The sequence below is a fragment of the Pantoea sp. Ft-CA_14 genome, assembly GCF_024520875.1.
In the GTDB taxonomy this organism is placed as follows: Bacteria; Pseudomonadota; Gammaproteobacteria; order Enterobacterales; family Enterobacteriaceae; genus Pantoea; species Pantoea agglomerans.
Map to the genome: position 1 here is coordinate 1 of NZ_JALNPM010000006.1, position 26,591 is coordinate 26,591.

The 26,591-nt window shown below is 56.4% G+C and carries 21 protein-coding genes; 10 read left to right on the forward strand and 11 right to left on the reverse strand.

Going from position 1 to position 26,591, the window contains the following annotated elements; all coding sequences use genetic code 11:
- Positions 1-114: 114 nt before the first annotated feature.
- The 6 genes from NR195_RS10900 to lrp all read right to left on the reverse strand — a co-directional run bounded on the left by NR195_RS10900 (position 115) and on the right by lrp (position 9,256).
- The gene (locus NR195_RS10900) at positions 115-1,266 is read right to left on the reverse strand and encodes an MFS transporter (RefSeq protein ID WP_010254932.1); all 1,152 of its coding nucleotides are present in this window, start codon (positions 1,264-1,266) and stop codon (positions 115-117) included.
- 318 nt (positions 1,267-1,584) lie between these two features.
- Positions 1,585-2,877, reverse strand: coding sequence for a serine--tRNA ligase (gene serS, locus NR195_RS10905; protein ID WP_010254930.1), 1,293 nt, complete (start codon positions 2,875-2,877; stop codon positions 1,585-1,587).
- 92 nt (positions 2,878-2,969) lie between these two features.
- Positions 2,970-4,313 (reverse strand): replication-associated recombination protein A, encoded by a 1,344-nt coding sequence (locus tag NR195_RS10910; RefSeq protein ID WP_033757131.1) that lies wholly within the window; start codon positions 4,311-4,313, stop codon positions 2,970-2,972.
- Between the two features lie 7 nt (positions 4,314-4,320).
- Positions 4,321-4,932 carry an outer membrane lipoprotein chaperone LolA gene (gene lolA, locus NR195_RS10915; RefSeq protein WP_003849334.1) on the reverse strand — a complete coding sequence of 204 codons (612 nt, stop codon included), beginning with the start codon at positions 4,930-4,932 and terminating at the stop codon, positions 4,321-4,323.
- Positions 4,933-5,109: 177 nt separating this feature from the next.
- A complete protein-coding gene (locus NR195_RS10920; RefSeq protein WP_256844513.1) occupies positions 5,110-8,643 on the reverse strand; it encodes a DNA translocase FtsK 4TM domain-containing protein in 3,534 nt (1,177 codons plus the stop codon).
- Between the two features lie 118 nt (positions 8,644-8,761).
- Complete coding sequence (lrp, locus tag NR195_RS10925) at positions 8,762-9,256, reverse strand: leucine-responsive transcriptional regulator Lrp (protein WP_006118610.1); 495 nt, start codon at positions 9,254-9,256, stop codon at positions 8,762-8,764.
- 520 nt (positions 9,257-9,776) lie between these two features.
- Between lrp and trxB the strand changes: the two genes are divergently transcribed.
- The 5 genes from trxB to infA all read left to right on the forward strand — a co-directional run bounded on the left by trxB (position 9,777) and on the right by infA (position 15,678).
- Positions 9,777-10,745 carry a thioredoxin-disulfide reductase gene (gene trxB, locus NR195_RS10930; RefSeq protein ID WP_003849329.1) on the forward strand — a complete coding sequence of 323 codons (969 nt, stop codon included), beginning with the start codon at positions 9,777-9,779 and terminating at the stop codon, positions 10,743-10,745.
- 143 nt (positions 10,746-10,888) lie between these two features.
- Positions 10,889-12,658, forward strand: a complete 1,770-nt coding sequence (gene cydD / locus NR195_RS10935) for a cysteine/glutathione ABC transporter permease/ATP-binding protein CydD (protein ID WP_256844514.1) — start codon at positions 10,889-10,891, stop codon at positions 12,656-12,658.
- Positions 12,658-14,388, forward strand: coding sequence for a cysteine/glutathione ABC transporter ATP-binding protein/permease CydC (cydC, locus tag NR195_RS10940; RefSeq protein WP_256844515.1), 1,731 nt, complete (start codon positions 12,658-12,660; stop codon positions 14,386-14,388). The genes cydD and cydC overlap by 1 nt, the downstream gene beginning before the upstream one ends.
- A 33-nt stretch (positions 14,389-14,421) precedes the next feature.
- Positions 14,422-15,114 (forward strand): leucyl/phenylalanyl-tRNA--protein transferase, encoded by a 693-nt coding sequence (gene aat, locus NR195_RS10945; RefSeq protein ID WP_010254921.1) that lies wholly within the window; start codon positions 14,422-14,424, stop codon positions 15,112-15,114.
- A gap of 345 nt (positions 15,115-15,459) precedes the next feature.
- Positions 15,460-15,678, forward strand: a complete 219-nt coding sequence (gene infA, locus NR195_RS10950) for a translation initiation factor IF-1 (RefSeq protein WP_002211347.1) — start codon at positions 15,460-15,462, stop codon at positions 15,676-15,678.
- 86 nt (positions 15,679-15,764) lie between these two features.
- Here the strand turns inward: infA and clpA are convergent, their stop codons facing one another.
- Both clpA and clpS read right to left on the reverse strand, forming a co-directional pair.
- Entirely contained in the window at positions 15,765-18,041 is a 2,277-nt protein-coding gene (clpA, locus tag NR195_RS10955) for an ATP-dependent Clp protease ATP-binding subunit ClpA (RefSeq protein ID WP_010254457.1), read from the reverse strand.
- A 52-nt stretch (positions 18,042-18,093) separates the two neighbouring features.
- Positions 18,094-18,414, reverse strand: a complete 321-nt coding sequence (gene clpS, locus NR195_RS10960; RefSeq protein ID WP_010254453.1) for an ATP-dependent Clp protease adapter ClpS — start codon at positions 18,412-18,414, stop codon at positions 18,094-18,096.
- Between the two features lie 316 nt (positions 18,415-18,730).
- Between clpS and cspD the strand changes: the two genes are divergently transcribed.
- Entirely contained in the window at positions 18,731-18,952 is a 222-nt protein-coding gene (cspD, locus tag NR195_RS10965; RefSeq protein ID WP_010254451.1) for a cold shock-like protein CspD, read from the forward strand.
- A gap of 73 nt (positions 18,953-19,025) precedes the next feature.
- On the opposite strand, the gene NR195_RS10970 is transcribed toward cspD, so the two are convergent.
- Entirely contained in the window at positions 19,026-20,663 is a 1,638-nt protein-coding gene (locus NR195_RS10970) for an ATP-dependent endonuclease (protein WP_256844516.1), read from the reverse strand.
- 132 nt (positions 20,664-20,795) lie between these two features.
- On the opposite strand from NR195_RS10970, the gene NR195_RS10975 reads away from it, so the two are divergent.
- The 3 genes from NR195_RS10975 (at position 20,796) to ltaE (ending at position 24,618) form a co-directional block, all read left to right on the forward strand.
- Positions 20,796-21,695, forward strand: a complete 900-nt coding sequence (locus NR195_RS10975) for a lysine exporter LysO family protein (protein ID WP_256844517.1) — start codon at positions 20,796-20,798, stop codon at positions 21,693-21,695.
- Between the two features lie 130 nt (positions 21,696-21,825).
- Positions 21,826-23,547 carry a ubiquinone-dependent pyruvate dehydrogenase gene (poxB, locus tag NR195_RS10980; protein WP_010254446.1) on the forward strand — a complete coding sequence of 574 codons (1,722 nt, stop codon included), beginning with the start codon at positions 21,826-21,828 and terminating at the stop codon, positions 23,545-23,547.
- Positions 23,548-23,616: 69 nt separating this feature from the next.
- A complete protein-coding gene (ltaE, locus tag NR195_RS10985) occupies positions 23,617-24,618 on the forward strand; it encodes a low-specificity L-threonine aldolase (RefSeq protein ID WP_182504527.1) in 1,002 nt (333 codons plus the stop codon).
- Positions 24,619-24,622: 4 nt separating this feature from the next.
- Here the strand turns inward: ltaE and NR195_RS10990 are convergent, their stop codons facing one another.
- Complete coding sequence (locus NR195_RS10990) at positions 24,623-25,447, reverse strand: N-acetylmuramoyl-L-alanine amidase (RefSeq protein WP_256844518.1); 825 nt, start codon at positions 25,445-25,447, stop codon at positions 24,623-24,625.
- Complete coding sequence (locus NR195_RS10995; RefSeq protein WP_003849304.1) at positions 25,444-25,764, reverse strand: heavy metal-binding domain-containing protein; 321 nt, start codon at positions 25,762-25,764, stop codon at positions 25,444-25,446. The genes NR195_RS10990 and NR195_RS10995 overlap by 4 nt, the downstream gene beginning before the upstream one ends.
- A gap of 106 nt (positions 25,765-25,870) precedes the next feature.
- Here NR195_RS10995 and NR195_RS11000 point away from each other — a divergent pair, with 106 nt between their 5' ends.
- Positions 25,871-26,410, forward strand: a complete 540-nt coding sequence (locus NR195_RS11000; RefSeq protein WP_010254434.1) for a lipoprotein — start codon at positions 25,871-25,873, stop codon at positions 26,408-26,410.
- The last annotated feature ends 181 nt before the right edge of the window (positions 26,411-26,591 follow it).

The following is a 26,591-nucleotide window of genomic DNA, read 5'->3' on the forward strand; positions in this document are numbered from 1 at the left end:
GAACCGCGCAGCGGCGCGAGGACCGCCAGCCCCTGCCCGGCACCAGACTGCGTTATCACCTGTCGCTTAACTGACTGGCATTAAGCTTAACGCTCCCTTTTTGCTGTTCAGCGATCAGGCATGTGCCACTGGCGTAGCCTGATGATTCGCTTTGCGCAGCAGCATCACCAGATAAATCAGCGCCACAGCAGCGATCATCACGAACAGCAGCTGGTCAGAATAATTCTGCATCAGAACAGAGGTCATTGCCGGTCCAGCCAGACTGCCCACGGTATAACTCATCAGCAGTGCCTGATTCATCGCTACCAGTTCATGATGTGCGACCGTCTCGCAAGCCCAGGACATCGCCACCGGATAGAGTGTGAAGCCTGCCAGCCCCAGAACAAATAGCGCTGGTGCCATCGCGGCATTGGTTAACATGGCCATCGCACCCAGGATAACCACAAAGACCTGAACTCGCAGCACCAGCATGCGACCAAAACGATCGGCCAGACGGCCAATGGGCCACTGGCCCACAATGCCTGCGCTGACCAGCAACGCCATCCAGTAACCCACATTGGCATCACTCATTCCCTGATGTGACAGGTAAAGCGGCATCAGGCCATAAAGCGAGCCCAGAAGGATGCCAGAGATAATGCAGCCATTGATGCCCAGACGTGAGCTACGGCGACGCAGCATCGGCCAGATGCGGGCCGGAGCGGCTTCTGTCGCTTCACCGCTGGCGGAGACGCGAGTAAAGACCAGTGGCAGCACGGCGCAGAAGACCAGCGACGTCACCCACGGAATCACGCTGAGTAATTCCGTAGACAGTTTGCTGACCAGCAACTGGCCTGTCACGGTGCCGATGTAATAGACAACCATATAGGCCGCCAGCAGCTGTCCCCGATTACGTACCGTTCCGCTGCACAGAAGTGCGCTCTCGACCACCACCCACATCAGCGCACAGCCGACACCGGCGATGAAACGCATTGAACTCCATGCCCAGAAACCCGACATCATCGCCAGGCACAGGGTTGCGACGGCAAACATCAAGGTAGCCAGGTAGTAGCTGCGGTTGAAGCCGTAATGCCTGATTAACCAGCCAGCCAGCAGAGTTCCTGCGAGATTACCGGTGTAATAGGAGGAGCTTACGATGCCCACCTGCCAGGTTGTCAGTAAGTCATGCGTCAGCCATAGTGGAACGAGCGTATTCAGCACGGCAATTGCGACCGTCATTAACATCAGGCCGCAAAGCAGCAATATCACGGGGCGTGACCAGGTTGACATAGGGGATAGAAACCAGAGCAAATGAAGGAAATTGCGCGCAGTTTGCCACTGGCTTTTTTAAAGTCAATGGGCGAACTTTAACGGCAGCACATTTTGCTGTGCGACAATTTAATTTACTAATCTTCAGTGGGTTACAATCGTAAGAAGCGGCAGGTCGCTAAATGCTATCTCTATGAAAAACTAGGTTTTTAGCCATTCCGGCCTGGCTGATATCGATAACGTTTATTTGTGATTAAAATGAGGCCTGACAGAACAGTTTTTCCGGAGCAATAATATAAAAAAACCCGGCCATGGCCGGGTTCAGAGAGTTACTGTTGCTTAGCCGATAATTTCGACGCCATTCATATAGGGGCGTAAAACCTCAGGCACAGTGATGCGGCCATCTTCCTGCTGATAATTTTCCAGCACCGCCACCAGGGTACGGCCTACGGCCAGCCCTGAGCCATTCAGGGTATGAACCAGACGCGGTTTCTTATCCTGTTTGTTGCGGCAACGCGCCTGCATACGACGCGCCTGGAAATCACCCATGTTGGAACAGGATGAAATTTCACGATAGGTATTCTGCGCCGGTAGCCAGACTTCCAGATCGTAAGTTTTAGTCGATCCAAAGCCCATATCGCCGGTGCAGAGTAAAACCTTACGATATGGCAGGTTCAGCAGCTGCAGCACTTTCTCAGCGTGACCGGTCAGCTCTTCCAGGGCATCCATTGACTGCTCCGGCGTGACGATCTGCACCATCTCAACTTTGTCGAACTGGTGCATACGGATCAGGCCACGCGTGTCACGACCGTAAGAACCCGCTTCAGAACGGAAGCACGGCGTATGCGCAGTCAGTTTAACCGGCAGGCTATCCTCTTCGAGGATCTCATCACGCACCAGGTTAGTCAGCGGCACTTCCGCAGTAGGAATTAACGCATAGTTGCTGCTGTCTGACTCCTCTTCCAGCGGACGGGTGTGGAACAGGTCTTCGCCAAACTTAGGCAGCTGTCCGGTACCGTAAAGCGTTTCGTGGTTAACCAGATAAGGCACGTAGGTTTCAAGGTAGCCATGCTGCTCGGTGTGCAGGTCAATCATAAACTGACTCAGTGCACGGTGCAGGCGGGCAATCTGCCCCTGCATGACCACAAAGCGTGAACCGGTCAGTTTCACGGCAGACGCAAAATCCAGGCCTTTAGCCGCTTCACCCAGCTCAACGTGATCTTTAACCGGGAAGCTGAACTCGCGCGGGGTACCCCAGCGGCTCACTTCCTGGTTTTCGCTGTCATCTTTGCCCAGCGGCACTTCATCGGCCGGAATGTTCGGCAGTGCCAGTGAGAAGTCACGGATTTGATTCTGCAGTTCATCCAGTTCTGCTTTTGCGGCATCCAGGCGTTCGCCCAGCGCGTTCACTTCCTGACGCAGCGGCTCGATGTCTTCCCCACGTGCTTTGGCCTGACCGATGGATTTGGATCGGGAGTTACGCTCTGCCTGCAGATTTTCTGTTTCCACCTGCAGCACTTTGCGACGCTCTTCAAGCGAACGCAGCGTTTCCACATCCAGTTTGTATCCCCGGCGTGCCAGTTTTTCTGCGACTGCGTCTGGCTCGTTACGCAGCAGATTGGGATCGAGCATGCTTATCCTGTGTATAAAAAGTTGGTTGAAAGAAGGGACGCATTCCAGCGGAATGCGTTGAAAACATTGCCCACATTACCGTAACGTCTGTTTCAGCGGTAGCGTTTTGTCGGGCTATTTTGATCCTGCTCAGCCAGCCAGCTTAGCTTTTCACCAATCTTGCCTTCAAGCCCGCGCTGGGTTGGGGTGTAATAGCGCGCGCTGGCCAGTTCCTGCGGAAAATAGACTTCACCCGCGGCATAGGCGTTGGTTTCATCATGGGCATAACGGTACTCTTTACCCAGGCCCATCTCTTTCATCAGCTTAGTCGGGGCATTGCGCAGATGTTCCGGCACATCGTAATCGGGATGGTCGCGCGCATCACGCATTGCGGCTTTAAACGCGTTGTAGACCGCATTACTTTTAGGCGCGCAAGCCAGATAAACAATGGCCTGGGCAATCGCACGCTCCCCTTCTGCCGGACCGACGCGCGTGAAGCAATCCCAGGCCGCAATCGCCACCTGCATACCGCGCGGATCGGCGTTGCCGACATCTTCGGAGGCGATTGCCAGCAACCGACGAGCCACATAGAGCGGATCGCCGCCCGCAGTGATAATGCGCGCATACCAGTAGAGCGCCGCATCCGGTGCGGAGCCGCGTACCGATTTGTGCAGTGCGGAAATCAGATCGTAAAAACGATCGCCTTTATTATCAAACCGCGCGGATCGCTCACCAGAGACTTCGTTAAGCAGCTGCGGCGTCAGTTCTCGCTGACCTGATGCGGTGATTTCGGCCATATCAGCCATCATTTCCAGCGTATTCAGTGCCCGACGTGCATCACCATTAACCAGTTCAGCGATCATCCTGCGTGTGTTGTCCGGCAGCACGATGTCACTGTCGCCATAACCTCGCGCTTTATCCTGCATCGCCTGATCCAGCACCTGCTCAATATCTTCCAGAGTCAGTGATTTCAGCAGGTAAACGCGGGCGCGTGACAACAACGCAGAGTTAAGTTCAAAAGAGGGGTTTTCGGTGGTCGCACCAATAAAGGTAATGGTGCCATCTTCGATATGGGGCAGAAAGGCATCCTGCTGGCTCTTGTTGAACCGATGGACCTCGTCCACAAACAGGATCGTGCGCCGCCCGGCATGTTTATTCTGACGGGCCCGCTCAATCGCCTCACGGATCTCTTTTACGCCGGAGGTGACGGCCGAAATACGCTCCACATCGGCGTTACCGTAATGGGCAATGATCTCAGCCAGCGTGGTCTTGCCGGTCCCGGGAGGTCCCCACAGGATCATTGAATGCAGGTGCCCTGCTTCAATCGCGCGCGGCAGAGGTTTGCCTGCGCCCAGCAGATGTTGCTGACCAATGTACTGTTTCAATGTTTCTGGCCGCATACGCGCGGCCAGAGGTTTGAAATTTTCGGTGGAAAAATCCAGGGACAGGTTACTCACCGTGACCTCACTGACGTTGGTCGTCCACCGTCACGCCTTTTGGCGGTGTGAACGTGAATTTATCCGGGCTGATAGCGCCATTCTGCTGGCTTTTCAGCTGGTAATCGCTGCGCTGGCCATCCTGCTCGATAGCACTGAAGCGGTTGATGGTCCCGCTGGACGTCACCTGGATGGTGAACTGTTTCAGGTTGCCGTCGCTGTTCTTAGGTGTCAGTTCAAAATTGTCACCCTGCTGTTTGATATTGTACTGCTTCCAGTCATTTGACTGGTTGCGGGCAATCAGCATAAAGGGCGTGTTGCTGGTCGCATTCTGCAACAGGCTGACTGTCGCCTGCTCAACAAACGGGTTGTAGAACCACAGCGATTTACCGTCGGAGATGATGATGCTTTCGTCCGGCGCGGTCATGTGCCAGTTAAACAGGCTGGGACGTTTTACCCACAATTCGCCTTCGCCGTCCTGCACATTCGCGCCGCTGCTGTCGGTCACTTTTTGGGTGAAGCTGGCGTGGAAGCTGCTGACCTTGTTCAGGCGCTGTTGCAGATCACTGGAAGCATCAGCCAGAACGCTGGCTGAAGAAAAGGTGGCCAACAGGCCCAGAGCGATTACGCGTAATTTCATCTGCTTCAATTCCTTATTTAAACGTTCCCATCGATAACTGCATTAAGCCTGGCCGCCGTTCCGCCATCAGAACAGAGGAAAAAACCGAAAGCTGATTCAGATATGGGGTTTAACCGCATAAAAACAATGAGCCAGTCGGAACTGGCTCATTGCGTTGTGTTTCAAAACATTTAGCCACTACATATCGTGTGGCGGTGGCGACAGCACTTCACGGTTACCATTGTGTCCTGGTGCAGAAACGATGCCCTGCGCTTCCATCTGTTCAATGATACGTGCCGCGCGGTTATAGCCGATGCGGAACTGACGCTGAACGCCTGAAATCGACGCACGGCGCTTATCGACCACAAAACCGACCGCCTGATCGAACAGCGGATCGAGCTCTTCATCACTGTCGATGCCACCGGCATTTTCGCTCTCTTCGCCCGCCGTAATGCTGTCGATATATTGCGGACGACCACGCGCTTTCCAGTCCTGAACCACTGCATGCACTTCCTGGTCACGAACAAACGCACCGTGAACACGAATCGGCAGCGAGGAGTTCGGCGGCATGTAGAGCATGTCACCCATACCCAGCAATGACTCCGCTCCGCCCTGATCGAGAATGGTACGTGAATCAATTTTGCTGGAAACGGTAAAGGCGATACGCGTCGGAATGTTCGCTTTGATCAGACCGGTAATGACATCCACGGATGGACGCTGTGTCGCCAGTACCAGATGGATGCCGGCAGCACGGGCTTTCTGTGCCAGGCGGGCAATCAGCTCTTCCACCTTTTTACCGACTGCCATGATCAGGTCAGCAAACTCATCGACCATCACAACAATATAAGGCAGCTTCTCCAGAACCGGCGGCGTCATATCCATGCTGTCGCCCGGCTTCCAGAACGGATCGGGAATCGGACGACCCATCGCTTCGGCCTGTTCCACTTTTTCGTTGTAGCCCGCCAGATTACGCACGCCCAGCGCCGACATCAGCTTGTAGCGACGCTCCATTTCACCGACGCTCCAGCGCAGCGCATTGGCAGCATCCTTCATGTCTGTGACCACTTCGGTCAGCAGATGCGGAATACCTTCATAGACCGACAGCTCAAGCATTTTCGGGTCGATCATGATGAAGCGAACTTCTTCCGGCGTCGCCTTATACAGCATGCTGATAATCATGGCGTTCACGCCCACAGACTTACCAGAACCGGTGGTACCGGCGACAAGTAAGTGTGGCATTTTCGCCAGATCGGCCACCACCGGCTGACCGGCAATATCTTTACCCAGTACGACGGCCAGCGGTGAAGGGTTGTCGCGGAATTTAGGACAATCCAGCACTTCACGCAGATAGACGGTCTGACGATGCTTGTTTGGCAGTTCCAGACCTACGTAGGGTTTGCCTGGGATCACTTCCACCACACGAACCGCTACCGTCGACAGCGAACGCGCCAGATCGCGGGACAGATTGGAGATACGCGCCGCTTTAACGCCCGGTGCCAGGTCAAGTTCGAAACGGGTAATAACCGGGCCAGGCGAGATACCGACCACCTCCGCTTTGACGCGATAATCGCCTAAGCGCGACTCCACCAGACGGGCAGTCTGCTCCAGCGAGAACATATCAACCGGTTCTTCCTCTTCAGGCGGTGCGGTCAGCAGATCCAGCGAAGGCAGTGGCGTGGAAGGTTTCTCCAGCGGCTGCTCGTGACGCATCAGGAATGGATGAATCAGGCTGTCATGCAGTGAAGGTCTCGCCTCTTCCACCGGCTGAACCGGCGCTGCCGCTGGCGTGCCAAAGGCAGGCGCAGCGTAAGCCGGAGCCTGAGGAGCCGCAGGGGCACCATAAGCGGGCGCAGAGGTTGCCGCAGGCGCAGCATAGTCAGGTTCAGACGGTGCTGCCGGGGCGCTATAGGCAGGTTCTGCCGGGGCAAAGCTGGCTGGTGCAGGAACATGAGCCGGAGCCTGAGGTCTTGAAACCTCACTCACCTGCTGCCAGGGTTCGTGTGAAACCGCTGGAGCTTCAGGTTCTGGCGTCGCCGCAATGGTAAACAGCGGTTCAGAAGGACCGTCATCCACCAGATCTTTCATCGGTGAAAAATCAAACGCTGAGGCGGTATCAATATTGAATACCGGCTCTTTTTTCACTTCTGGCTCATAGCGCTGCTGTTGCTGCTCGGCGAACTGACGGGCCAGTGCATCCTGCTGCTGTGCATCCTGTTCATCTTCCTCGTCCTGCTGCCAGCTGGTGCCGTAACGCTGCTGCTGTTCAGACTGGAAAGCCTGTCGCAGTTCAGCCTGCTGCAGCGCCTCTTCAGCATCCGGAGCAGAGGAAACGGAGCCAGCACTAACCGGTTCGGTCTCTTCCGTTTTCGCTTTCTCTTCTGCCATGCGCTGAGAAGGCAGCTTAATGCCATAAGAGGCCAGCTCACGACGGGTTGGCAGTTTTACCGGGTTAGGACGCGGCAGTGCCGGGCCGATACCTTGTTTAACCTGCGGATTGAGATTGGTTTCAGGGGCTAAATCAAAAACAGGCGCAGTACGCGTTGTTGCCTGGGCTGCCGTTGCAGCGGCTGCCGCAGGGATGGCTGACGTATCCCGCCAGTTACCCATTTTAGGTTCATCATCGTCGTAAGCACTGAACGACGGCGTAGCCGGAGCGTCGTCTGGCATTTCAAAGTGATAAAGCGGTGGTGAGTCTGCGGGTGCAGAAGCACTCTGCGGCGGCGTCGGGGAATTCGCCACACTCTGCGGAGCTGGCGCGCTCTGTGCGTACGCAGGCGCAGGTTGTGCAGACGGCGATGCAGGGATGGATGTCGCTGACGCGGCAGGCGCCGAAGCTGTAACCGCAGCAGCAGGTGCAGCGACAGATGCTGGCGTCACCGTGGCTGCAGGGGCGAGGGTCACCTCGGCGGCTTCAGCGGTGGCCGCGACTGCCGCACTGGTGGCTGCTGCAGCTTTAGCCAGCAGCGGATCCTGTTGTGACGCCGCAGGCTCAGCAGCTGCACGTGGGGCAGAAAGCAGCACATCATCATCCTGATCGGCGGCATGAAGCTCAGGCACATCCGCGTATTCACGGGCGTCCCGCCCGTCATCCTCTTCCTGCCAGGGTTCATCGTGACGAGAGCGGTTGCTTGCAAACGTCAGTACGCCCATGACTACGCCACCAATTCTTTCTGCAATGGTGAGCCATGACCAGCCGGTGTAAAGGGTAATGCCCGCCGCCCAGACGCAGAGCAGCATCAGCGTGCCGCCAGCCGGACTGAACCAGGGTGCAATAGCATTACTGACCAGGCTGCCGATCACGCCGCCCGAGGCAAAGTACCAGATATCATCGGCATTCAGCGCCGCCATACCACAGGTCGTCACCACCAGCGCGAGGACGCCAATTAAGCGCAGCCCGACGGCAAAGTAGTCAAAGTAGTCCTGGCTGTCGCGCTGACGGAAAGCAATCCAGCACAGTCCCAGGATGACGGGCGGAATGGCATACGCCATCACACCAAAGATGAAAAGTAAGGTGTCAGCCAGCCAGGCACCGACGCTGCCGCCGATATTATGGATAGGTTCATGCCAGGCCGTTTGCGACCAGCTCGGGTCGGAAGGGTTAAAACTGACCAGAGAAACCATCAGGTAGATGGCAAACAGCGCCACCAGAATGAGCATTGCTTCCAGCAGACGACGTCCACTGCTCATCGATTGTAACGAAACGTCTTTATCTTCTGTATATTCCTGGCTCAAGAGGACTCTCCAGGTGCCTGTAAAGTAAGAAGCAACAGCGCCGGGCGAGCCCGACGCTGATCCTGTATGAATGCACAGGAGTGTACCGAAATCTCACAGGTTTTGCACCTGCCCCGCATCAGCGAGTTTTGATCACCAGTCGATTGCTCTGTTTAACCTCTTCCATCACCACATACGTACGCGTGTCGTTTACGCCCGGCAGGCGCAACAGGGTTTCACCCAGCAGCTTACGGTAGGCTGACATATCAGGTACGCGCGTTTTCAGCAGGTAGTCGAAATCGCCGGAAACGAGGTGACACTCTTGAGTTTCCTCAAGTTTTTGCACAGCGGCGTTAAATTGCTCAAACACATCCGGTGCACCACGATTCAGAGTAATCTCAACGAACACCAGCAGCGACGCATCCAGATAGTGCGGGTTCAACTGCGCGGTGTAGCCAAGAATAAATCCCTGACGTTCGAGACGACGCACGCGTTCAAGACATGGCGTAGGCGATAAGCCTACGCGTTTGGAAAGCTCTACGTTTGAAATGCGACCATCTTTCTGAAGTTCATTCAGAATGTTCCTGTCAATTCTGTCGAGGTCTTTCCCGGGGCGTTTCTTATTGTCTACCATTATTATTGTCTCTCTTAATTCCTTCCCTTTACCTGCCACGCCCTGAAAACGCTCATTGTTCGGGGCATTTCTGAAGTGAGCTAACAGAGCCTGTGTTCTGACACCTATCGATATGACGCATGTTGTCTGTCCACATCATGCGTCATTATCCATATCAGGCTGCTTTTATTCGGCGTTACGTGCAAAACGGGCGATGAAAACCTGTTTTGTTCCGATAAATGTTATTCGCTTCTGATAATGTTTTCGCAAAAGCGCAGGCGATTGTCAAAGTAAAATCACCAAATTCAGGACAAGATGCCAGACAGTTCGCTGGGTATCTGTTTTTAAATGACTATTTTTCCACTATTGCACCCCTCTGACCCGAGTTTTGCCCCCTTTTGGCGCATTGGCCAGGCAAAACCGTCGCTCATCGTCTACGCCGTTTGCAGCTATCGTTAACAAAATTGCCGAAGCCTTGTCATTGTCGCCGGATATTCCCTACAATCGCAGGCTATGTCAGCCGAATGAAACTGAGGAACGCATGAGTACGGCCAAACACAGTAAGTTACTCATTCTGGGCTCCGGCCCAGCGGGTTATACCGCAGCCGTTTATGCTGCACGCGCCAATCTGAACCCAGTACTGATCACGGGTCTGGAAAAAGGCGGACAGCTGACCACTACCACCGAGGTGGAGAACTGGCCGGGCGACCCGCACGATCTGACAGGTCCATCGCTGATGGAGCGGATGCATGAGCATGCCGAAAAATTTAATACTGAGATCATTTTCGATCACATTCACACCGTCGATTTGCAGAACCGTCCGTTCCGCCTTACGGGTGACAGCGGCGAATACACGGCAGATGCCCTGATCATCGCCACCGGTGCGTCAGCGCGCTACCTCGGTCTGCCTTCCGAAGAGGCCTTCAAAGGCAAAGGCGTCTCTGCCTGTGCAACCTGTGACGGCTTCTTCTATCGCAACCAGAAAGTCGCGGTGATTGGCGGTGGCAACACGGCTGTGGAAGAGGCGCTCTACCTGGCGAATATTGCGGCTGAAGTGCACCTTATTCACCGTCGTGACAGCTTCCGCGCAGAGAAGATCCTGATCGACCGCCTGATGGAAAAAGTGCGCAATGGCAATATCGTTCTGCACACCCATCGCACGCTGGAAGAAGTGGTGGGCGATCAGATGGGTGTCACCGGTCTGACGCTGCGTTCTACCCAGAACAGTGATGAGACAGAAGCGCTGGAGGTGGCGGGTCTCTTTGTTGCTATCGGACACAGTCCGAATACGGCCATTTTTGAGGGTCAGCTGGCGCTGGAGAACGGTTACATCAAAGTTCAGTCAGGTCTGCACGGCAACGCCACTCAGACCAGCATCCCTGGCGTCTTTGCGGCAGGCGATGTGATGGACCATATCTATCGTCAGGCGATCACCTCTGCGGGCACCGGCTGTATGGCCGCGTTAGACGCTGAGCGCTTTCTTGACGGACTGGTTAAAAACGATCAGTAAGTTGTTAACCCTCTGATCTCAAATGTTCCAGGCGACGGTTTTTCCGTCGCCTTTTTTATTGCTCTCATGCTAGATTCTTGCGCCTGAAGAGATGGAAATGTCTTTCCATTTTCACCCGTCATCGACATTCATCATGGTCTCGCATGGACAAATCGCGGCAGCAGCATCTTACCCGCTGGCTTCGTCAGCAACGTCATTTCGCCGGTCGCTGGTTGCGACTCAACACCCTGCTGGGCATGGCAAGTGCACTTCTGATCATTGCTCAGGCGGGTTTACTGGCCTTGCTGCTGCAGGCTCTGATTGTTGACCAGCAGCCGCGTGAATCCCTGACTGTCAGCATCCTGCTGTTACTGCTCTGCTTTGTGCTCCGCGCCCTGATTAACTATGCCCGTGAACTGACCGGTTATCGTGCCGGACAGGCTATCCGTCAGGCTTTACGTCAGCAGGTATTAGACCGATTGTCTGATCTGGGGCCGGCGTGGATTCAGGGAAAGCCAGCCGGCAGCTGGGCGACGCTGCTGCTGGAGCAGATCGAAGAGATGCAGGAGTATTACGCGCGCTATCTGCCGCAGATGACCCTGGCGGTGCTGATCCCCTGCTGCATTCTGCTGACTATTTTTCCGCTCAACTGGACGGCGGGTCTGATCCTGTTTGCCACCGCGCCACTGATTCCGCTGTTTATGGCGCTGGTCGGGATGGGTGCGGCCGAGGCCAACCGCCGGAACTTCCTGGTGCTGGCCCGCCTGAGCGGTAACTTTCTCGACCGCCTGCGCGGCAGAGAGACGCTGCGGCTGTTTCATCGTGGCGCAGCGGAGCAGCAGGCGGTTGCCACCGCCACCACCGATTTTCGCCAGCGCACCATGGAAGTGCTGCGCTTAGCCTTTCTCTCCTCTGCCGTACTGGAGTTTTTTGCCTCGCTGGCGATTGCCGTGGTGGCCGTCTACTTTGGCTTCTCCTATCTGGGCGAATTGCATTTTGGTGATTACGGCCAGGGCGTGACGCTGTTTGCCGGCTTTCTGGTGCTGATCCTCGCCCCGGAGTTTTTCCAGCCGCTGCGCGATCTCGGCGCTTTCTATCACGCCAAAGCCCAGGCTGTAGGCGGTGCCGATGCCCTTGAAGCCTTTATGCAGGCGACGCCTGCCACCGCGCCGCAGGAAGGCCAGTTGCCCTTCACTGCCGATCGCTCAATCGCACTTACCGCCGAAGATCTGCGTGTCTGTGCGCCTGATGGTCAGGTGTTGTGCGGCCCGCTCTCTTTTACTGTCGTCCCTGGCGAACAGATTGCGCTGGTCGGTCAAAGCGGGGCAGGTAAAACGGCCCTGATGAACGCCCTGCTCGGTTTTCTGCCTTATCAGGGTTCGCTGAAAGCGAATGGCGTTGAACTTCGCGATATACGACGGAGTGACTGGCATCAGCAACTCAGTTGGGTAGGACAGAATCCTCAGTTACCGGCCGCCACCTTGCGCGACAATATCGTGATGAATGCGGCCTGGGATGACGAGCGTTTTGCGGCGCTGCTGGAGTCGTGCGGCATTAATGAGTTCCTGCCTCGGCTGCCCCAGGGCATTGACACCCAGCCCGGCGATGGCGGTAATCAGCTGTCGGTGGGTCAGGCGCAGCGGGTCGCGGTCGCGCGCGCACTCTATAAATCCTCGCATTTTTTGCTGCTCGATGAACCCGCAGCCAGCCTGGATGCGCTCAGTGAACGTCATGTGATGCTGGCACTTAACCAGGCGGCAGCCCGCCAGACCACGCTGATGATAACTCATCAGATTGATACGCTAAGTCACTGGCAGACCCTCTGGGTAATGGAAGCCGGTAAGCTGGTGCAACAGGGTAACTGGCAGCAGCTGTCGCAACAGCCGGGTGCGTTCAGTGAGATGCTGAAGCATCGTCAACAGGAGATTCGCTGATGTCCGCCTTGCGTCCTTTTCTTCGTCTCTGGCTGCGCCACCCTTATCGCCTGGCGCTGGGCATCGTGCTGGCGATTGTTACCCTGCTGGCCAGCATCGGCCTGCTGACGCTTTCAGGCTGGTTTCTGGCCGCCTCGTCAGTGGCAGGCGTAGCCGGTCTCTATACCTTCAACTATATGCTGCCTGCGGCAGGCGTACGTGGCGCCGCCATCATTCGCACTGCCGCACGCTATGCTGAACGGCTGGTCAGCCACGATGCAACATTCAGGGTTCTTCAGCATCTGCGTGTCCACACCTTCAGTCGCCTGATGGCCCTTTCGCCAGGCCAGCTTTCGCGGTTCCGGCAGGCGGACCTGCTCAACCGCTTCGTGGCCGATGTCGATACGCTGGATCACCTCTATCTGCGCGTCATCTCGCCGCTGATCGGCGCACTGGTGGTGATTGTCGTGGTTACCCTCGGAATGAGCTTTATCGATCTTCAGCTGGCACTGACGCTGGGCGGCATCATGCTGAGTACGCTGGTGGTGATGCCAGCGCTGTTTTACCGTCTGGGATCGCCCGCAGGCGGCACGATTGCCCGTGGGCGCGCCCGCTGGCGCTTACAGCTGATGCAGTGGCTGGCGGCTCAGGCTGAGCTCACCCTGTACGGTGCCTCGCGGGACTGGCGTCAGCAACTTGATGAAGATGAACAGCGCTGGCAGCAGGCTCAGAGCCAGCAACAGCGCTTGCAGGCTGCGGCACAGAGCCTGCTGCTGCTGATCAGCGGCGTAACCGTCACACTGTTGCTCTGGCTCAGTGCGGCGACAATCAGCCAGCAGCAGTTGCCCGGCTCGCTGATTGCCCTGGTGGTGTTTTGCGCGCTGGCTGCTTTCGAGGCGCTGGCACCGGTTGCAGGGGCCTTTCTGCCCATGTCGCAGGTGATAAATGCCGCTCAGCGAGTCAATGACATTATCGATCAGTCACCCGCTATCACCTTTCCGGCAGATTCAGACGCCCGGCCAGGACGACTCGCGGTTGCTATCGATCAGCTCGACTTCAGCTATCCCGACCGCCCGGATAAGGTGCTGAACCGCTTTACCCTTAAGGTGGCAGCCGGTGAACACATTGCACTGCTGGGGCCGACCGGCTGCGGCAAATCCACTCTGCTGGCGCTGTTAACCCGTGGCTGGGATAGCCAGCACGGTGTTATCAGCCTGAATGACCTGCCGATCACCGCATGGTCAGAGCCAGCGCTGCGTCAGCGCATCAGCGTGGTGACTCAGCGGGTTCATCTCTTCAGTCAGAGCCTGCGTGATAACCTACTGCTGGCCTGTCCCGATGCTACTGATGAGCAGTTACGCCGCGTGCTGAATGACGTCGGCCTGCAGCGCCTGCTTGAGAGCCCGGAAGGATTAAACGCCTGGATGGGAGAAGGCGGTCGCCCGCTGTCAGGCGGCGAACTGCGTCGGCTGGCGCTGGCGCGTGCGTTACTGCATAACGGCGATCTCTGGCTGCTGGATGAACCCACCGAAGGACTGGATGCCACAACCGAGCAGCATATCCTCACCCTGCTGCAGCGGCTGACCGCTGGCAAGACCGTAATAATGGTCACCCACCGGCTCAGCGGCCTGGAGCAGATGGATCGCATCTGCGTGATGGATAATGGCGTGATTGTGGAACAGGGAAGTCATGCCGAATTAATCTCAAAAGCGGGTCGGTACTGGCGTTTCCGGCAGCGGATTGCGCTATAGTCTTAGCGAAATGCTGATAGGTAACAAAACGCGATGAGACTGGTACAACTGTCACGGGAATCTTTGCAATTTCCCCCACCGGAGATGGCGCTGCGCGAGCCAAACGGCCTGCTGGCCATGGGGGGTGATCTCTCCCCTGCCCGGTTACTTAACGCTTATCAGCGCGGCATCTTTCCGTGGTTTTCTTCTGGCGACCCGATTCTCTGGTGGTCGCCCGATCCCCGTGCAGTGCTGTTGCCTGAGCAGTTTCATCTCAGCCGGAGCATGAAGCGTTTCCACAGCCGTTCGCCCTATCGGGTGACGATGAATGAGTCATTTGCCGAGGTGATCGAGGGCTGTGCCACCGGTCGCGAGGAAGGCACCTGGATCACCTTTGAAATGAAGCGCGCCTGGTTGCGATTGTATGAACTGGGCCACGCCCACTCCATTGAGGTGTGGGATGAACATCAGCTGGCAGGTGGCATGTATGGGCTGGCGATGGGGCAAATCTTCTGCGGCGAATCAATGTTCAGCCGTCAGCAGAATGCGTCAAAAACCGCACTTTGGGTATTTTGTCAGCATTTCCTCAGACATCAGGGCCGTCTGGTGGATTGTCAGGTACTTAACCCTCATACGGCCTCTTTGGGCGCGCAGGAGATCCCACGCGCTGACTATCTGCAATATGTACAAAGCCTTGCGTGCCAGCCTGTCAGCGATGGCTGCTGGCAGACACAAACCCTTTTTTAGTCGCACAGAGATGTTTTGCACACATAAAGGCGTATTAAGTGGTATAATGGTCGAGTTTGGTATGTCGTCCGCGCTTCGCAATAACGAGCCGGAATTGCCAGGCTGGGAATCTCAACGCACTCTCGGAACTGTTTTCAATCGTGCGCGTGTAACCGGTTGATACAGATTCTTAGCCCGCTAATCCCCCGCAGACGTCACATAAACACCCTAATTTTACCGGATGCGCGCGACTGACGTGCACCCCGGCAAAGCGTTGGCAAAATCGCCGACGGTTCTTTACATAAATCGTTGAATTGGGCATTATCTTGCCGGTTCAACTGAAAGGTAGTACACCCAGAGGATTCGATGGCCAAAGAAGACAATATTGAAATGCAAGGTACCGTACTGGATACGTTACCTAACACCATGTTCCGCGTAGAACTTGAGAACGGACACGTGGTTACTGCTCATATCTCCGGTAAAATGCGCAAAAACTACATCCGCATCCTGACGGGTGACAAAGTGACCGTTGAGCTGACCCCGTACGACCTGAGCAAAGGCCGCATTGTCTTCCGTAGTCGCTAATTTGCAGTAATCTCATCGCTCTGCAATTTGCAGCGAAAAAAAAGGCCGGATTTTAATCCGGCCTTTTTCATATCTGCAGCAGGTGATTAATGCACCGTGCCTTCGGTTTTGCGTTTTTCAGCACTCAGGAAGTGATAGGTCAGTTCACCTTTCTCACGATCCAGCGCCACTGACACCGAGCCGCCATCCACCAGCGAACCAAACAGCAGTTCATTGGCTAACGGTTTCTTCAGGCTGTCCTGCACGGTGCGCGCCATCGGACGAGCGCCCATCGCTTTGTCGTAGCCTTTCTCAGCAAGCCAGTCGCGTGCTTCATCGCTGACTTCCAGCGACACGCCTTTGGCATCCAGCTGCGCCTGCAACTCGACAATGAACTTGTCGACCACCTGATGGATCACCTCTGGTGACAGGTGACTGAACCAGATAATGTTGTCGAGACGGTTACGAAACTCTGGAGAAAACATCTTTTTGATCTCTTCCATGGCATCGGTGCTGTTGTCCTGATGAATCAGGCCAATCGACTTACGTTCAGTCTCGCGGACACCGGCGTTAGTGGTCATGACCAGCACCACATTGCGGAAGTCCGCTTTGCGACCGTTGTTGTCGGTCAGCATACCGTTATCCATCACCTGCAGCAGCAGGTTGAAGACATCCGGGTGTGCTTTCTCAATCTCATCCAGCAACACCACCGCATGAGGATGCTTAATCACCGCATCCGTCAGCAGGCCGCCCTGATCAAAACCGACGTAACCCGGAGGCGCACCAATCAAACGGCTGACGGTGTGACGCTCCATATACTCGGACATATCAAAGCGCAGCAACTCAATGCCCAGCGCTTTCGCCAGCTGCACGGTGACTTCCGTTTTACCGACACCGGTAGGCCCGGCAAACAGGAAGGAACCGACGGGCTTACGATCCTGACCCAGACCTGCACGGCTCATTTTGATCGCTTCCGTCAGCGCCTCAATGGCGTTGTCCTGACCAAACACCAGCATCTTCAGACGATCGCCCAGATTTTTCAGCGTATCGCGGTCGCTTGCTGACACGCTTTGCTCAGGAATACGGGCAATACGGGCCACCACCGTTTCAATGTCAGAGACGTTGATGGTTTTCTTGCGCTTACTGGCTGGCATCAGGCGCGCTCGCGCACCCGCTTCATCAATCACATCAATCGCCTTGTCAGGCAGATGACGGTCGTTGATATATTTCACCGCCAGTTCCACGGCTGCGCGCACCGCTTTCGCGGTATAGCGCACATCGTGATGCGCTTCGTACTTGGTCTTCAGGCCATTCAGGATCTGCACGGTCTCTTCTGGTGAAGGCTCCGTGATATCGATCTTCTGGAAGCGACGCGCCAGGGCACGATCTTTTTCAAAGATGTTGCTGAATTCCTGATAGGTGGTGGAACCCATCACCCGAATCTTGCCAGAGGAAAGAAGAGGTTTGATCAGGTTCGCAGCATCGACCTGCCCGCCGGATGCAGCACCCGCACCGATGATGGTATGGATCTCATCGATAAACAGAATGCTGTGTTCGTCCTGCTCCAGCTGTTTCAGCAGCGCTTTGAAACGTTTTTCAAAGTCACCACGGTACTTGGTGCCGGCTAATAACGAACCGATATCCAGCGAGTAGATCGTGCAGTCTTTCATCACTTCCGGTACATCGCCCTGCTCTATGCGCCAGGCGAGACCTTCAGCAATGGCGGTTTTACCCACACCCGACTCACCCACCAGCAGCGGGTTATTTTTACGGCGACGACATAGCACCTGAACGGTACGTTCCAGCTCTTTATCGCGACCAATCAGTGGATCAATACCACCGACGCGAGCAAGCTGATTAAGATTGGTGGTGAAGTTTTCCATACGCTCCTCCCCGCCTGCTTGCTCTTCGTTAACCGGATTTTCTGCGCCTGGCGCCTGGCCGGACTCATCTTTACGCGTACCGTGAGAGATGAAGTTCACCACATCAAGGCGGCTCACTTCATGTTTGCGTAGCAGATAAGCCGCTTGCGACTCCTGCTCGCTGAAAATGGCGACCAGCACATTCGCACCGGAGACTTCGCTGCGACCGGATGACTGGACATGGAAAACCGCACGCTGCAGGACGCGCTGGAAGCTAAGCGTGGGTTGTGTATCACGCTCCTCTTCGCTGGCAGGCAGCACGGGCGTGGTTTGTTCGATGAAGGCTTCGAGTTCCTGCCGCAGAGCCACAATGTCCACCGTACAGGCTTCCAGTGCCTCTCTGGCCGACGGGTTACTGAGCAACGCCAGTAACAGATGCTCGACGGTCATAAACTCATGACGGTGCTCACGCGCTCTGGCGAAAGCCATATTTAAACTGAGTTCCAGTTCTTGATTGAGCATTAGGCACCTCCCCCAATTATCGCCCTTACCTGTTTCCTATATGGAGACGGGTTCAGGCCTTTTCCAGCGTACACAGCAACGGATGATGATTTTCCCGTGCATAGTTGTTCACCTGGGCCGCTTTTGTTTCGGCGACTTCTGCAGTAAATACACCACAGATCGCCTTGCCGTGATAGTGAACTTTCAACATCAGCTGCGTTGCACGTTCAACATCATAAGAAAAGAACTTTTGTACAACGTCAATAACAAATTCCATAGGTGTATAATCGTCATTATTCAGAATGACTTTATACATAGAAGGCGGCTTTAACCCTTCACGTACTTTATCGTCGGCCAGATGTTCAAAGTTAAGCCAGTCGTTTGCGTTTGCCATAGTGTTCCGTTGAGATTTTGCTTTTAGCCTTTAAGTAGCTACATATTGAGAGTTTAACATGCCTGTCAAGCCGCATGCCGCTGCTGAAAATTTATTCAGAAATTCCCCTGCGCGACCTGCATCACAAAATTTGCAATAGCGTTAACTGCCTCAAATTTTGATGATTTTTTCCCCACCTGGCCCGGTGGTTTGCTTGACGTCAGCCGCGCTTTCTCTACATTCTAGCTGCACAGGCTGATTGAGTTTTAATCAAATCCGACTCACAGCTTCGATGACCTCACCTACTTATAAAATGTCTTGCGAGGGAAGTAAAAGCATGGAGACGGGCACAGTTAAATGGTTCAACAATTCCAAAGGCTTTGGCTTTATCTGTCCGATTGGCGGTGGCGAAGATATTTTTGCGCACTACTCCACCATTCAGATGGAAGGCTACCGCACGCTTAAGGCAGGCCAGCAGGTTCAGTTCGATGTCCATGAAGGCCCGAAAGGCAATCACGCCAGCCTGATCGTGCCGGTCGAGGTGCAGGCTGTGGCCTGACACATATCGCCTTTCTGAACAAAGACCCAAAAATGCCAGCCAGTGCCGCTGGCATTTTCCTGTTCGATGTCACCTAATCTGCCTGGCCCTGCGCCAGTCCAATCACCCGGGCAAACATCTGCCGCATCAATGCCGGGATGGCCTCTGGCCCGCGTTCCGCCGCCGACGTAGCCACTGCGATCGCCAGTTCCGGCTTGGAGCTCTGGTGAATCGCTTTAGTAATAATACGCCTGGAACTCATCGGAACGTTTAACGGCAGGTGCGCCATCTGATGATAGACATCCTGAAAGCCGTGCTGATAGAGAAAATTTTCCATATCCAGCGCCGGTAATTGCGTCAGAAAACGCGGCTCCGGTTCACCCGGCTGTAACTGAGTGCGTGCCGTACTGGCATATTTATTCCCCGCCTGATCACCGTCAGTCAGGACATGCCAGGCGATACCCATGCGCCGGGCAAACTTCAGTAGCGGTTTTAACCCCGACTGCGCAAACTCAATCACCTTCACGCCTTCAGCAGCGAAGTTGTAACCGCACTGCTGCGCCAGCTCATTCATGATCCAGACTTCGGTTTCTCCCTCCACCAGCAGCCAGCAACGGGCAAACAGCGCAGCAGGCCGGTTGACCCGAATATGGAAGCCGATGCGCCGGCTCTCTTCGGCACTCAGTCCCTCCGGACCGATGCGCCAGGCCGCTACGCGCGAGGGTCCACGCACCAGACGACAGACGTTTTCCACCGGCACCTGCGACAGCAGCTCCGGCGAATTAGTGGTGGCGATTTTTTGCAGCGGCAGCAGCCTCAGCAGATTCCATGCTACCGACAGCATAATCGGATGCAGCCGGGTTTCCGGATCTTCAATCAGCAGCAGCGGGCGGGCACCGGCGGCCAGCGGGACGTCTCCTCGTGCCTCAATCAGCAGGGTAAACATCTGCAGCAGTATCAGCTGACGGCTGCGGGAGTCGGTTCCGGCAATCAGCTGGTTCAGGTGATCCAGCGCCCGCCATCCCTGTCCCCCCTCGCGCGTCTGCGGGTCCCTTAGCCTGACCTCGTTGCCCGCATCGGGCGGCTGCACCAGGAAGTAGTGCTGCATCAGTTGCTGCATCGTCTTCAGCCCCCGCCGCAGCACCTCATCGCTGAGCTGTTGCGGATGGTGCTCCAGATCGCGCGCCAGCGTCTCCATACCCGCCAGTAGCTCAGGATGTGCGGTGGGGAGCGGTGCACTACTCCGCGTCCGCTTACTGAAACGCGCATCGCGCAATCGCAAAACCGGATACCGTTTCAGCAAAAGATCGATGGCCGCCGCGCAGTTCTGCTCAGGCAACAGCTGATAGTTCAGGTCAACAAAACGACGCCGGGTTTCGATACCGCTGTCACGCCAGGTGGCGCTGACGCTGTAACAGAGCTGACGCTGGCCCTGAGCATCACGCTGCCAGAAGGTCGAGAACACCGCATCCGGGTCGTTGCCGTCATCGCGAAAGTGGAACACCACCGACAGACGGCGCATCGCATCGGTCACATCGCCTGGGGTGAAATGGAAATCAGCCTCGGTAAAAACATAGGCCGGTTCATGGGGCGAAAGTAACAGGCTCAGGGCATCCAGCAGACTGGATTTGCCCCAGGCGTTCTCACCAATCAGCAGATTGGTCTGGGTTAAAGGCAGTGAGAGCTTATTGATGCCGCGGAAACCGCGAATGTCGATATGTTCCAGAATCATAGGCGTCCATCCTCAGTTTATAAACAGCATGGTTGCCGCCAGCGAGCCGGTCAAGCCGCTTTCTCAGGGTTTACTCCGTTACGCTTTTTCGCTAGCGTGTGGCCTCTTCCACCATGGATGGCCCATATCGCTATGTACTCCGGACTCCTGATTATTCTGCTGCCGCTGATCGCCGGCTGGCTGCTACCGTTCCGTCAAACTTCAACCCTGCGCCGGGTCAATGAGCTGCTGGGCTGGATGGTTTACGTCATTCTGTTCTTTATGGGCATCAGCCTGGCCTTTCTCGACAACCTGAGCAGCAATCTGCTGGCGGTATTTCACACCGCGCTGGTAGCGGCCTTCTGCATTCTGCTGTGCAACCTGCTGGCGCTGCGCGGGCTGGAAAAATATGCCCCCTGGCAGCATGCGCATCGTCAGGAGAAACTGCCCTCGCGGCTGCATATGGCGCTGGACTCTCTGAAGCTATGCGGCGTGGTTGTCATCGGTTTTCTGCTTGGCCTGACCCAGTGGCCACTGCTGCAACACGCCTCGACGGCCAGCGAATATGCGCTGATCTTCCTGCTGTTTCTGGTTGGCATTCAGCTGCGCGGCAGCGGCATGACGCTGCGTCAGATTATCCTGAACCGTCGTGGCCTGCTGGTTGCCAGCGTAGTGCTGGTCAGCGCGCTTATCGGCGGCATGATTGCGGCGTTGCTGCTGGGCGTGCCGCTGAAAACCGGTCTGGCGTTAGCCAGCGGTTTTGGCTGGTACTCTCTCTCCGGCATTCTGATGACCGAAGCTTTTGGTCCGGTCATCGGCAGCGCCGCCTTCTTCAACGACCTGATACGTGAACTGGTGGCAATCATGCTCATTCCGGCGTTGATTGGCCGTCATCGCTCCAGCGCACTGGGCCTGTGTGGCGCAACTTCAATGGACTTTACCCTGCCGGTGCTGCAGCGGGCGGGCGGCAATGAGATCGTCCCGGCCGCCATTGTGCACGGCTTTGTGATGAGCCTGCTGGCCCCGATTCTTATCGCCCTCTTCTCCGCCTGAATCCTGTCTGATATGCGCTGAGCTCTGCCAGCGCATTTTTTCACGCCTGTTTTTCTTCCGTGTCGTCTACGCTTCTTTTTTCGGTTCTGGTCACGTCACTCTTCAGGGCGGGCCGACAAAGGAGAAGAGCATGAAACAAACCGTCGCGGCGCTGGTCGCCAAAACGCTGGAAAGCGCGGGCGTAAAACGCATCTGGGGCGTCACCGGGGATTCCCTTAACGGCCTGAGCGACAGTCTTAATCGCATGGGCACCATTGAATGGATGCCGACGCGCCATGAAGAAGTCGCCGCATTCGCAGCGGGCGCGGAAGCGCACATCAGCGGTGAACTGGCGGTCTGCGCCGGCTCCTGTGGGCCAGGCAACTTACATCTGATCAACGGTCTATTCGATTGCCATCGTAACCGCGTTCCTGTTCTGGCGATTGCGGCACATATTCCCTCCAGCGAAATCGGCAGCGGCTATTTTCAGGAAACCCATCCGCAGGAGCTGTTCCGCGAATGCAGCCACTACTGCGAACTGGTTTCGAACCCTGAGCAGCTCCCGCAGGTGCTGGGCATCGCGATGCGTAAAGCGATTCTGAATCGTGGTGTCTCGGTGGTGGTGCTGCCTGGGGATGTCGCGCTTAAACTGGCGCCAGAGAGCGCCAGCGCGGAATGGTATCCGCCACAGTTGCCGCAGGTCCTGCCACAGCCCGCCGAACTGGCGCAGCTGGCGCAAACGCTGAACGAAGCCAGCGATATTACGCTGCTGTGCGGCAGTGGCTGCGCCGGAGCGCATCAGGAGGTGGTAGCGCTGGCAGAAGCGCTGAAAGCCCCTATCGTCCATGCGCTGCGCGGCAAAGAACACATCGAATATGACAACCCTTATGATGTCGGCATGACCGGACTGATCGGTTTCTCATCCGGTTTCCACGCCATGATGAATGCCGGGACGCTGGTGTTGCTGGGCACGCAGTTCCCCTATCGCGCCTTCTATCCGGAAAAGGCTAAAATCATCCAGATTGATATCAATCCGGGCAGCCTTGGGTCACATTGTCACGTCAATCAGGCCTATGTCGGCGATGTGAAAAGCACACTGCAGGCGCTGTTGCCGCAACTGACGCACAAAAGCGATCGCAGCCATCTCGACAGCGCGGTTAAGCACTATGGCGAGGCGCGCAAAAGTCTGGACGAGCTGGCGCAGCCCAACGACAAGCAGCCGATCCATCCGCAATATCTGGCACAGCAGATCAGCCACTACGCCAGTGATGACGCCATCTTTACCTGCGATGTCGGGACACCGACCGTCTGGGCGGCGCGCTATCTGAAGATGAACGGCAGACGTCGCCTGCTGGGTTCGTTTAACCACGGCTCAATGGCGAACGCGATGCCACAGGCGCTGGGCGCGCAGTCGATTGATCGCAATCGTCAGGTGGTGGCACTGTGTGGCGACGGCGGCTTCAGCATGCTGATGGGGGATTTTATCTCGCTGGCGCAACTGAAAATGCCGGTCAAACTGGTGATCTTCAACAACAGCGTGCTGGGCTTTGTGGCGATGGAGATGAAAGCGGGTGGCTATCTCACCGATGGCACCGAGCTGGAAAATCCTGACTTTGCCGCTATCGCCGAGGCCTGCGGTATCCGGGGTATCCGGGTGGAAAAGGCATCTGATCTCAATGGCGCGCTGGAGCAGGCGTTTGCCCACGATGGCCCGGTGCTGGTGGATGTCATTACCGCCAAAGAGGAACTGGCGATGCCGCCCGAGATCAAAATGGAGCAGGCTAAAGGCTTCAGTCTCTACATGCTGCGCGCCATTATGAATGGTCGCGGTGATGAGGTGGTAGAACTGGCGAAAACCAACTGGCTGCGGTAAAACAGAGACTCCATCCAGGCGGGCGCGATGCCCGCCTTTTTTTTCTTCCGCCACGTTCAGGAGCATAGGGTGATCGATTTACGCAGTGATACCGTAACCCGGCCCAGCGCCGCCATGTTAAGCGCGATGATGTCTGCCGAAACCGGTGATGACGTCTACCGTGACGACCCCACCGTAAATGCGCTGGAGGCGGAAGCCGCACGGCTGAGCGGCAAAGCAGCGGCGCTGTTTTTCCCGACCGGCACCCAGGCGAATCTGGTGGCGCTACTCAGCCATTGCGAACGCGGCGATGAATATATCGTCGGTCAGCAGGCGCACAACTACAAATATGAGGCGGGCGGCGCGGCGGTGCTGGGCAGTATTCAGCCACAGCCGATTCTGGCCGTCGACGATGGTACGCTGCCGCTCGACGTAGTAGCGGCCGCCATTAAGCCGGACGACATTCACTTTGCCCGCACCCGCCTGCTGAGTCTGGAGAACACGCATCACGGTAAAGTCCTGCCGCTGGCGTATCTGGAACAGGCGTGGACTTTTACCCGCGAGCACCAGCTGGCGCTGCACATTGATGGCGCACGCATTTTCAATGCGGTAGTCGCGCAGCAGACCACGCTGGCGGCGATTGCCCGCTACTGCGACACCCTGACCATCTGTCTCTCTAAAGGTCTGGGCACGCCTGTCGGTTCTCTGCTGTGTGGCGACACGGCGCTGATTGAGCGCGCACGTCGCTGGCGTAAAATGACCGGCGGCGGCATGCGCCAGGCCGGTATTCTGGCGGCGGCGGGTCTCTATGCGTTAGAACACAACGTGGCGCGGCTGCAGGAGGATCATGACAATGCCGCCTGGCTGGGACAGCAGTTGCATGAGCTGGGCGTTCAGGTCATCGATCAGCAGACCAACATGCTGTTTGTGGCGGTGCCGGAAGCCCAGGTCAAACCATTAGGTGAGTGGATGAAGGCGCGCGGGGTGTTAATCAGCGCAGGAACCCGCACCCGTCTGGTCACCCATCTGGATGCTGATCGTGCGGCACTGGCGCAGGTCGTCGCCCACTGGAAGGCGTTTTTACACCAATAATCCGCTATTGCGCCGCGCCATATTTATCCAGTAGCGCGGCAGCTATCGCGGCGGTTTCTGCATCGGGCTGCCCGCGATAATCCGCAGGCCGGAAATGCATCTGAAACGCGGCGATTACCCTCTGCTGTTCACGCGCGCTCATCTCTGCCGTTATGGGATAGCCATAGCGCTGTAAACGTTCCAGTAGTGGCTCCACGGGTACCACCGCGTGCGGATCCTGACCCGCTAAATGAAACTGCACTCGTCCGGCATCGGGCCAGGCACCCATTCCGCGCTGGGCCAGCTGATGCCACGGAAAGAGTGGGCCGGGATCCTGCTTACGCTGCGGCGCGATATCACTGTGACCGACAATATTTTCCGGTGCGATGCCGTAGCGCTGTGCAATATCGCGCAGCATCGCCTCCAGCGTGGTGATCTGCGCAGAAGTAAACGGCTGCCATTCAAGACCGGTCAGGGTCCGGCGATAACCCTGGTTCACCAGTTCGATACCAATCGATGTGTCATTGATGCGGCTGGCTCCGCGCCAGAAGCTTGGACCGGCATGCCAGGCGAGCTGCTGCTCCGGCACCAGTTGCCAGATAACGCCTTTCCCGGCGCGCTGTGGCGGCTGGCGGGGGATCAGATAGTGGGCGCTGACTTCCCTATCGGTCAGGGTCGCCAGCGACGAAGAAAAATCTTCGGCGGTGTAGTGGATCACTATCACCTTCACCCGCGGTCGCGCGCCCTGCGCCGGATGCCGCAGATCGGCCCAGTAGCCGTCACGGGATTCTATCCCGGACTGGCAGCCCGCCAGCAGCAGCGTCAGTATCAGCCACAGCCACCGTTTCAACGAATGATCACCGCCGTGCCGCTGACGCTTACCATCAGCATGCTGCCATCTTTGCCGACCGTTTCGTAGTCAATATCAATACCGACCACGGCGTTGGCGCCCAGCGCTTTTGCCTGCTCCTCCAGCTCTTCAAACGCGATCTCTCGCGCTTTACGCAGCTCTTTCTCGTAAGCACCGGAGCGGCCACCGACCACATCACGGATGCCAGCGAAAAAGTCACGGAAGATGTTGGCACCCAGAATCGCTTCACCGGTGACGACGCCACAATATTCGCTGATGCTGTGACCTTCCAGCGTGGGGGTTGTTGAAAATTTCATCGCATTCTCCTTGTTGAAAACCGGGCTAAGGCTCTTTCGACTAAAAAGCACGGCTATACTCTATGCTAAAAAGGGCACCTTGCCAGAGAACCATAAGGAAATCGAGATGAGAAACAACGCGTTTGCGCTAATGATCCCGGCGGCCCTGCTGCTCAGCGCCTGTACCACCGTTGAGCCAGTGATTAAGGATAATGGCCCACGTACCGCACCGTGCATTGAAGGCGGTCCTGACCAGGTGGCCCAGCAGTTTTACGACCTGCGTATCGAACAGCCTACGCAGGGTCTGCCCGACAGCAACACCCTGGCAAAATATCGCCCTTACCTGAGTGATGCGCTGTACCACTCATTGCAGGCGGCCAGCGGCAGCAATGCAGGCGCACAGTGGCGCAATGGCGATCTCTTCTCCAGCCTGTCACAGGGTCCGACCGCCGCCAGCGTCGCTGATGCTTCCACCATTCCGAACCGCGATGCACGCAACATCCCGCTGCGGGTCGACCTGAGCCGCGACGGCAAGCAGTGGCAGGATGAAGTGCTGATGATCCATCAGGGCAGTTGCTGGGTGGTGGATGATGTGCGCTACATGGCCAACCCTGCGCATGCAGAGGGTGGCAGCCTGAGCCAGATGCTTGAGAAATCGAAAAAATAACCTCAGGCTTAACCGTTCAGAGAAGCGCAGTCGCCCCCGGGCGCTGCGCTTTTTTTATTTCCGCCGCCCGTCCCGCTGCAGCGCGCTGCTCCCAGGCAGTGCATGATATTGTGCTAAGCTTTTGCGGTTAGCCTGCTGTTTTACAAATTTTAACCCACCTTATTTGCATAACTATTCTGGT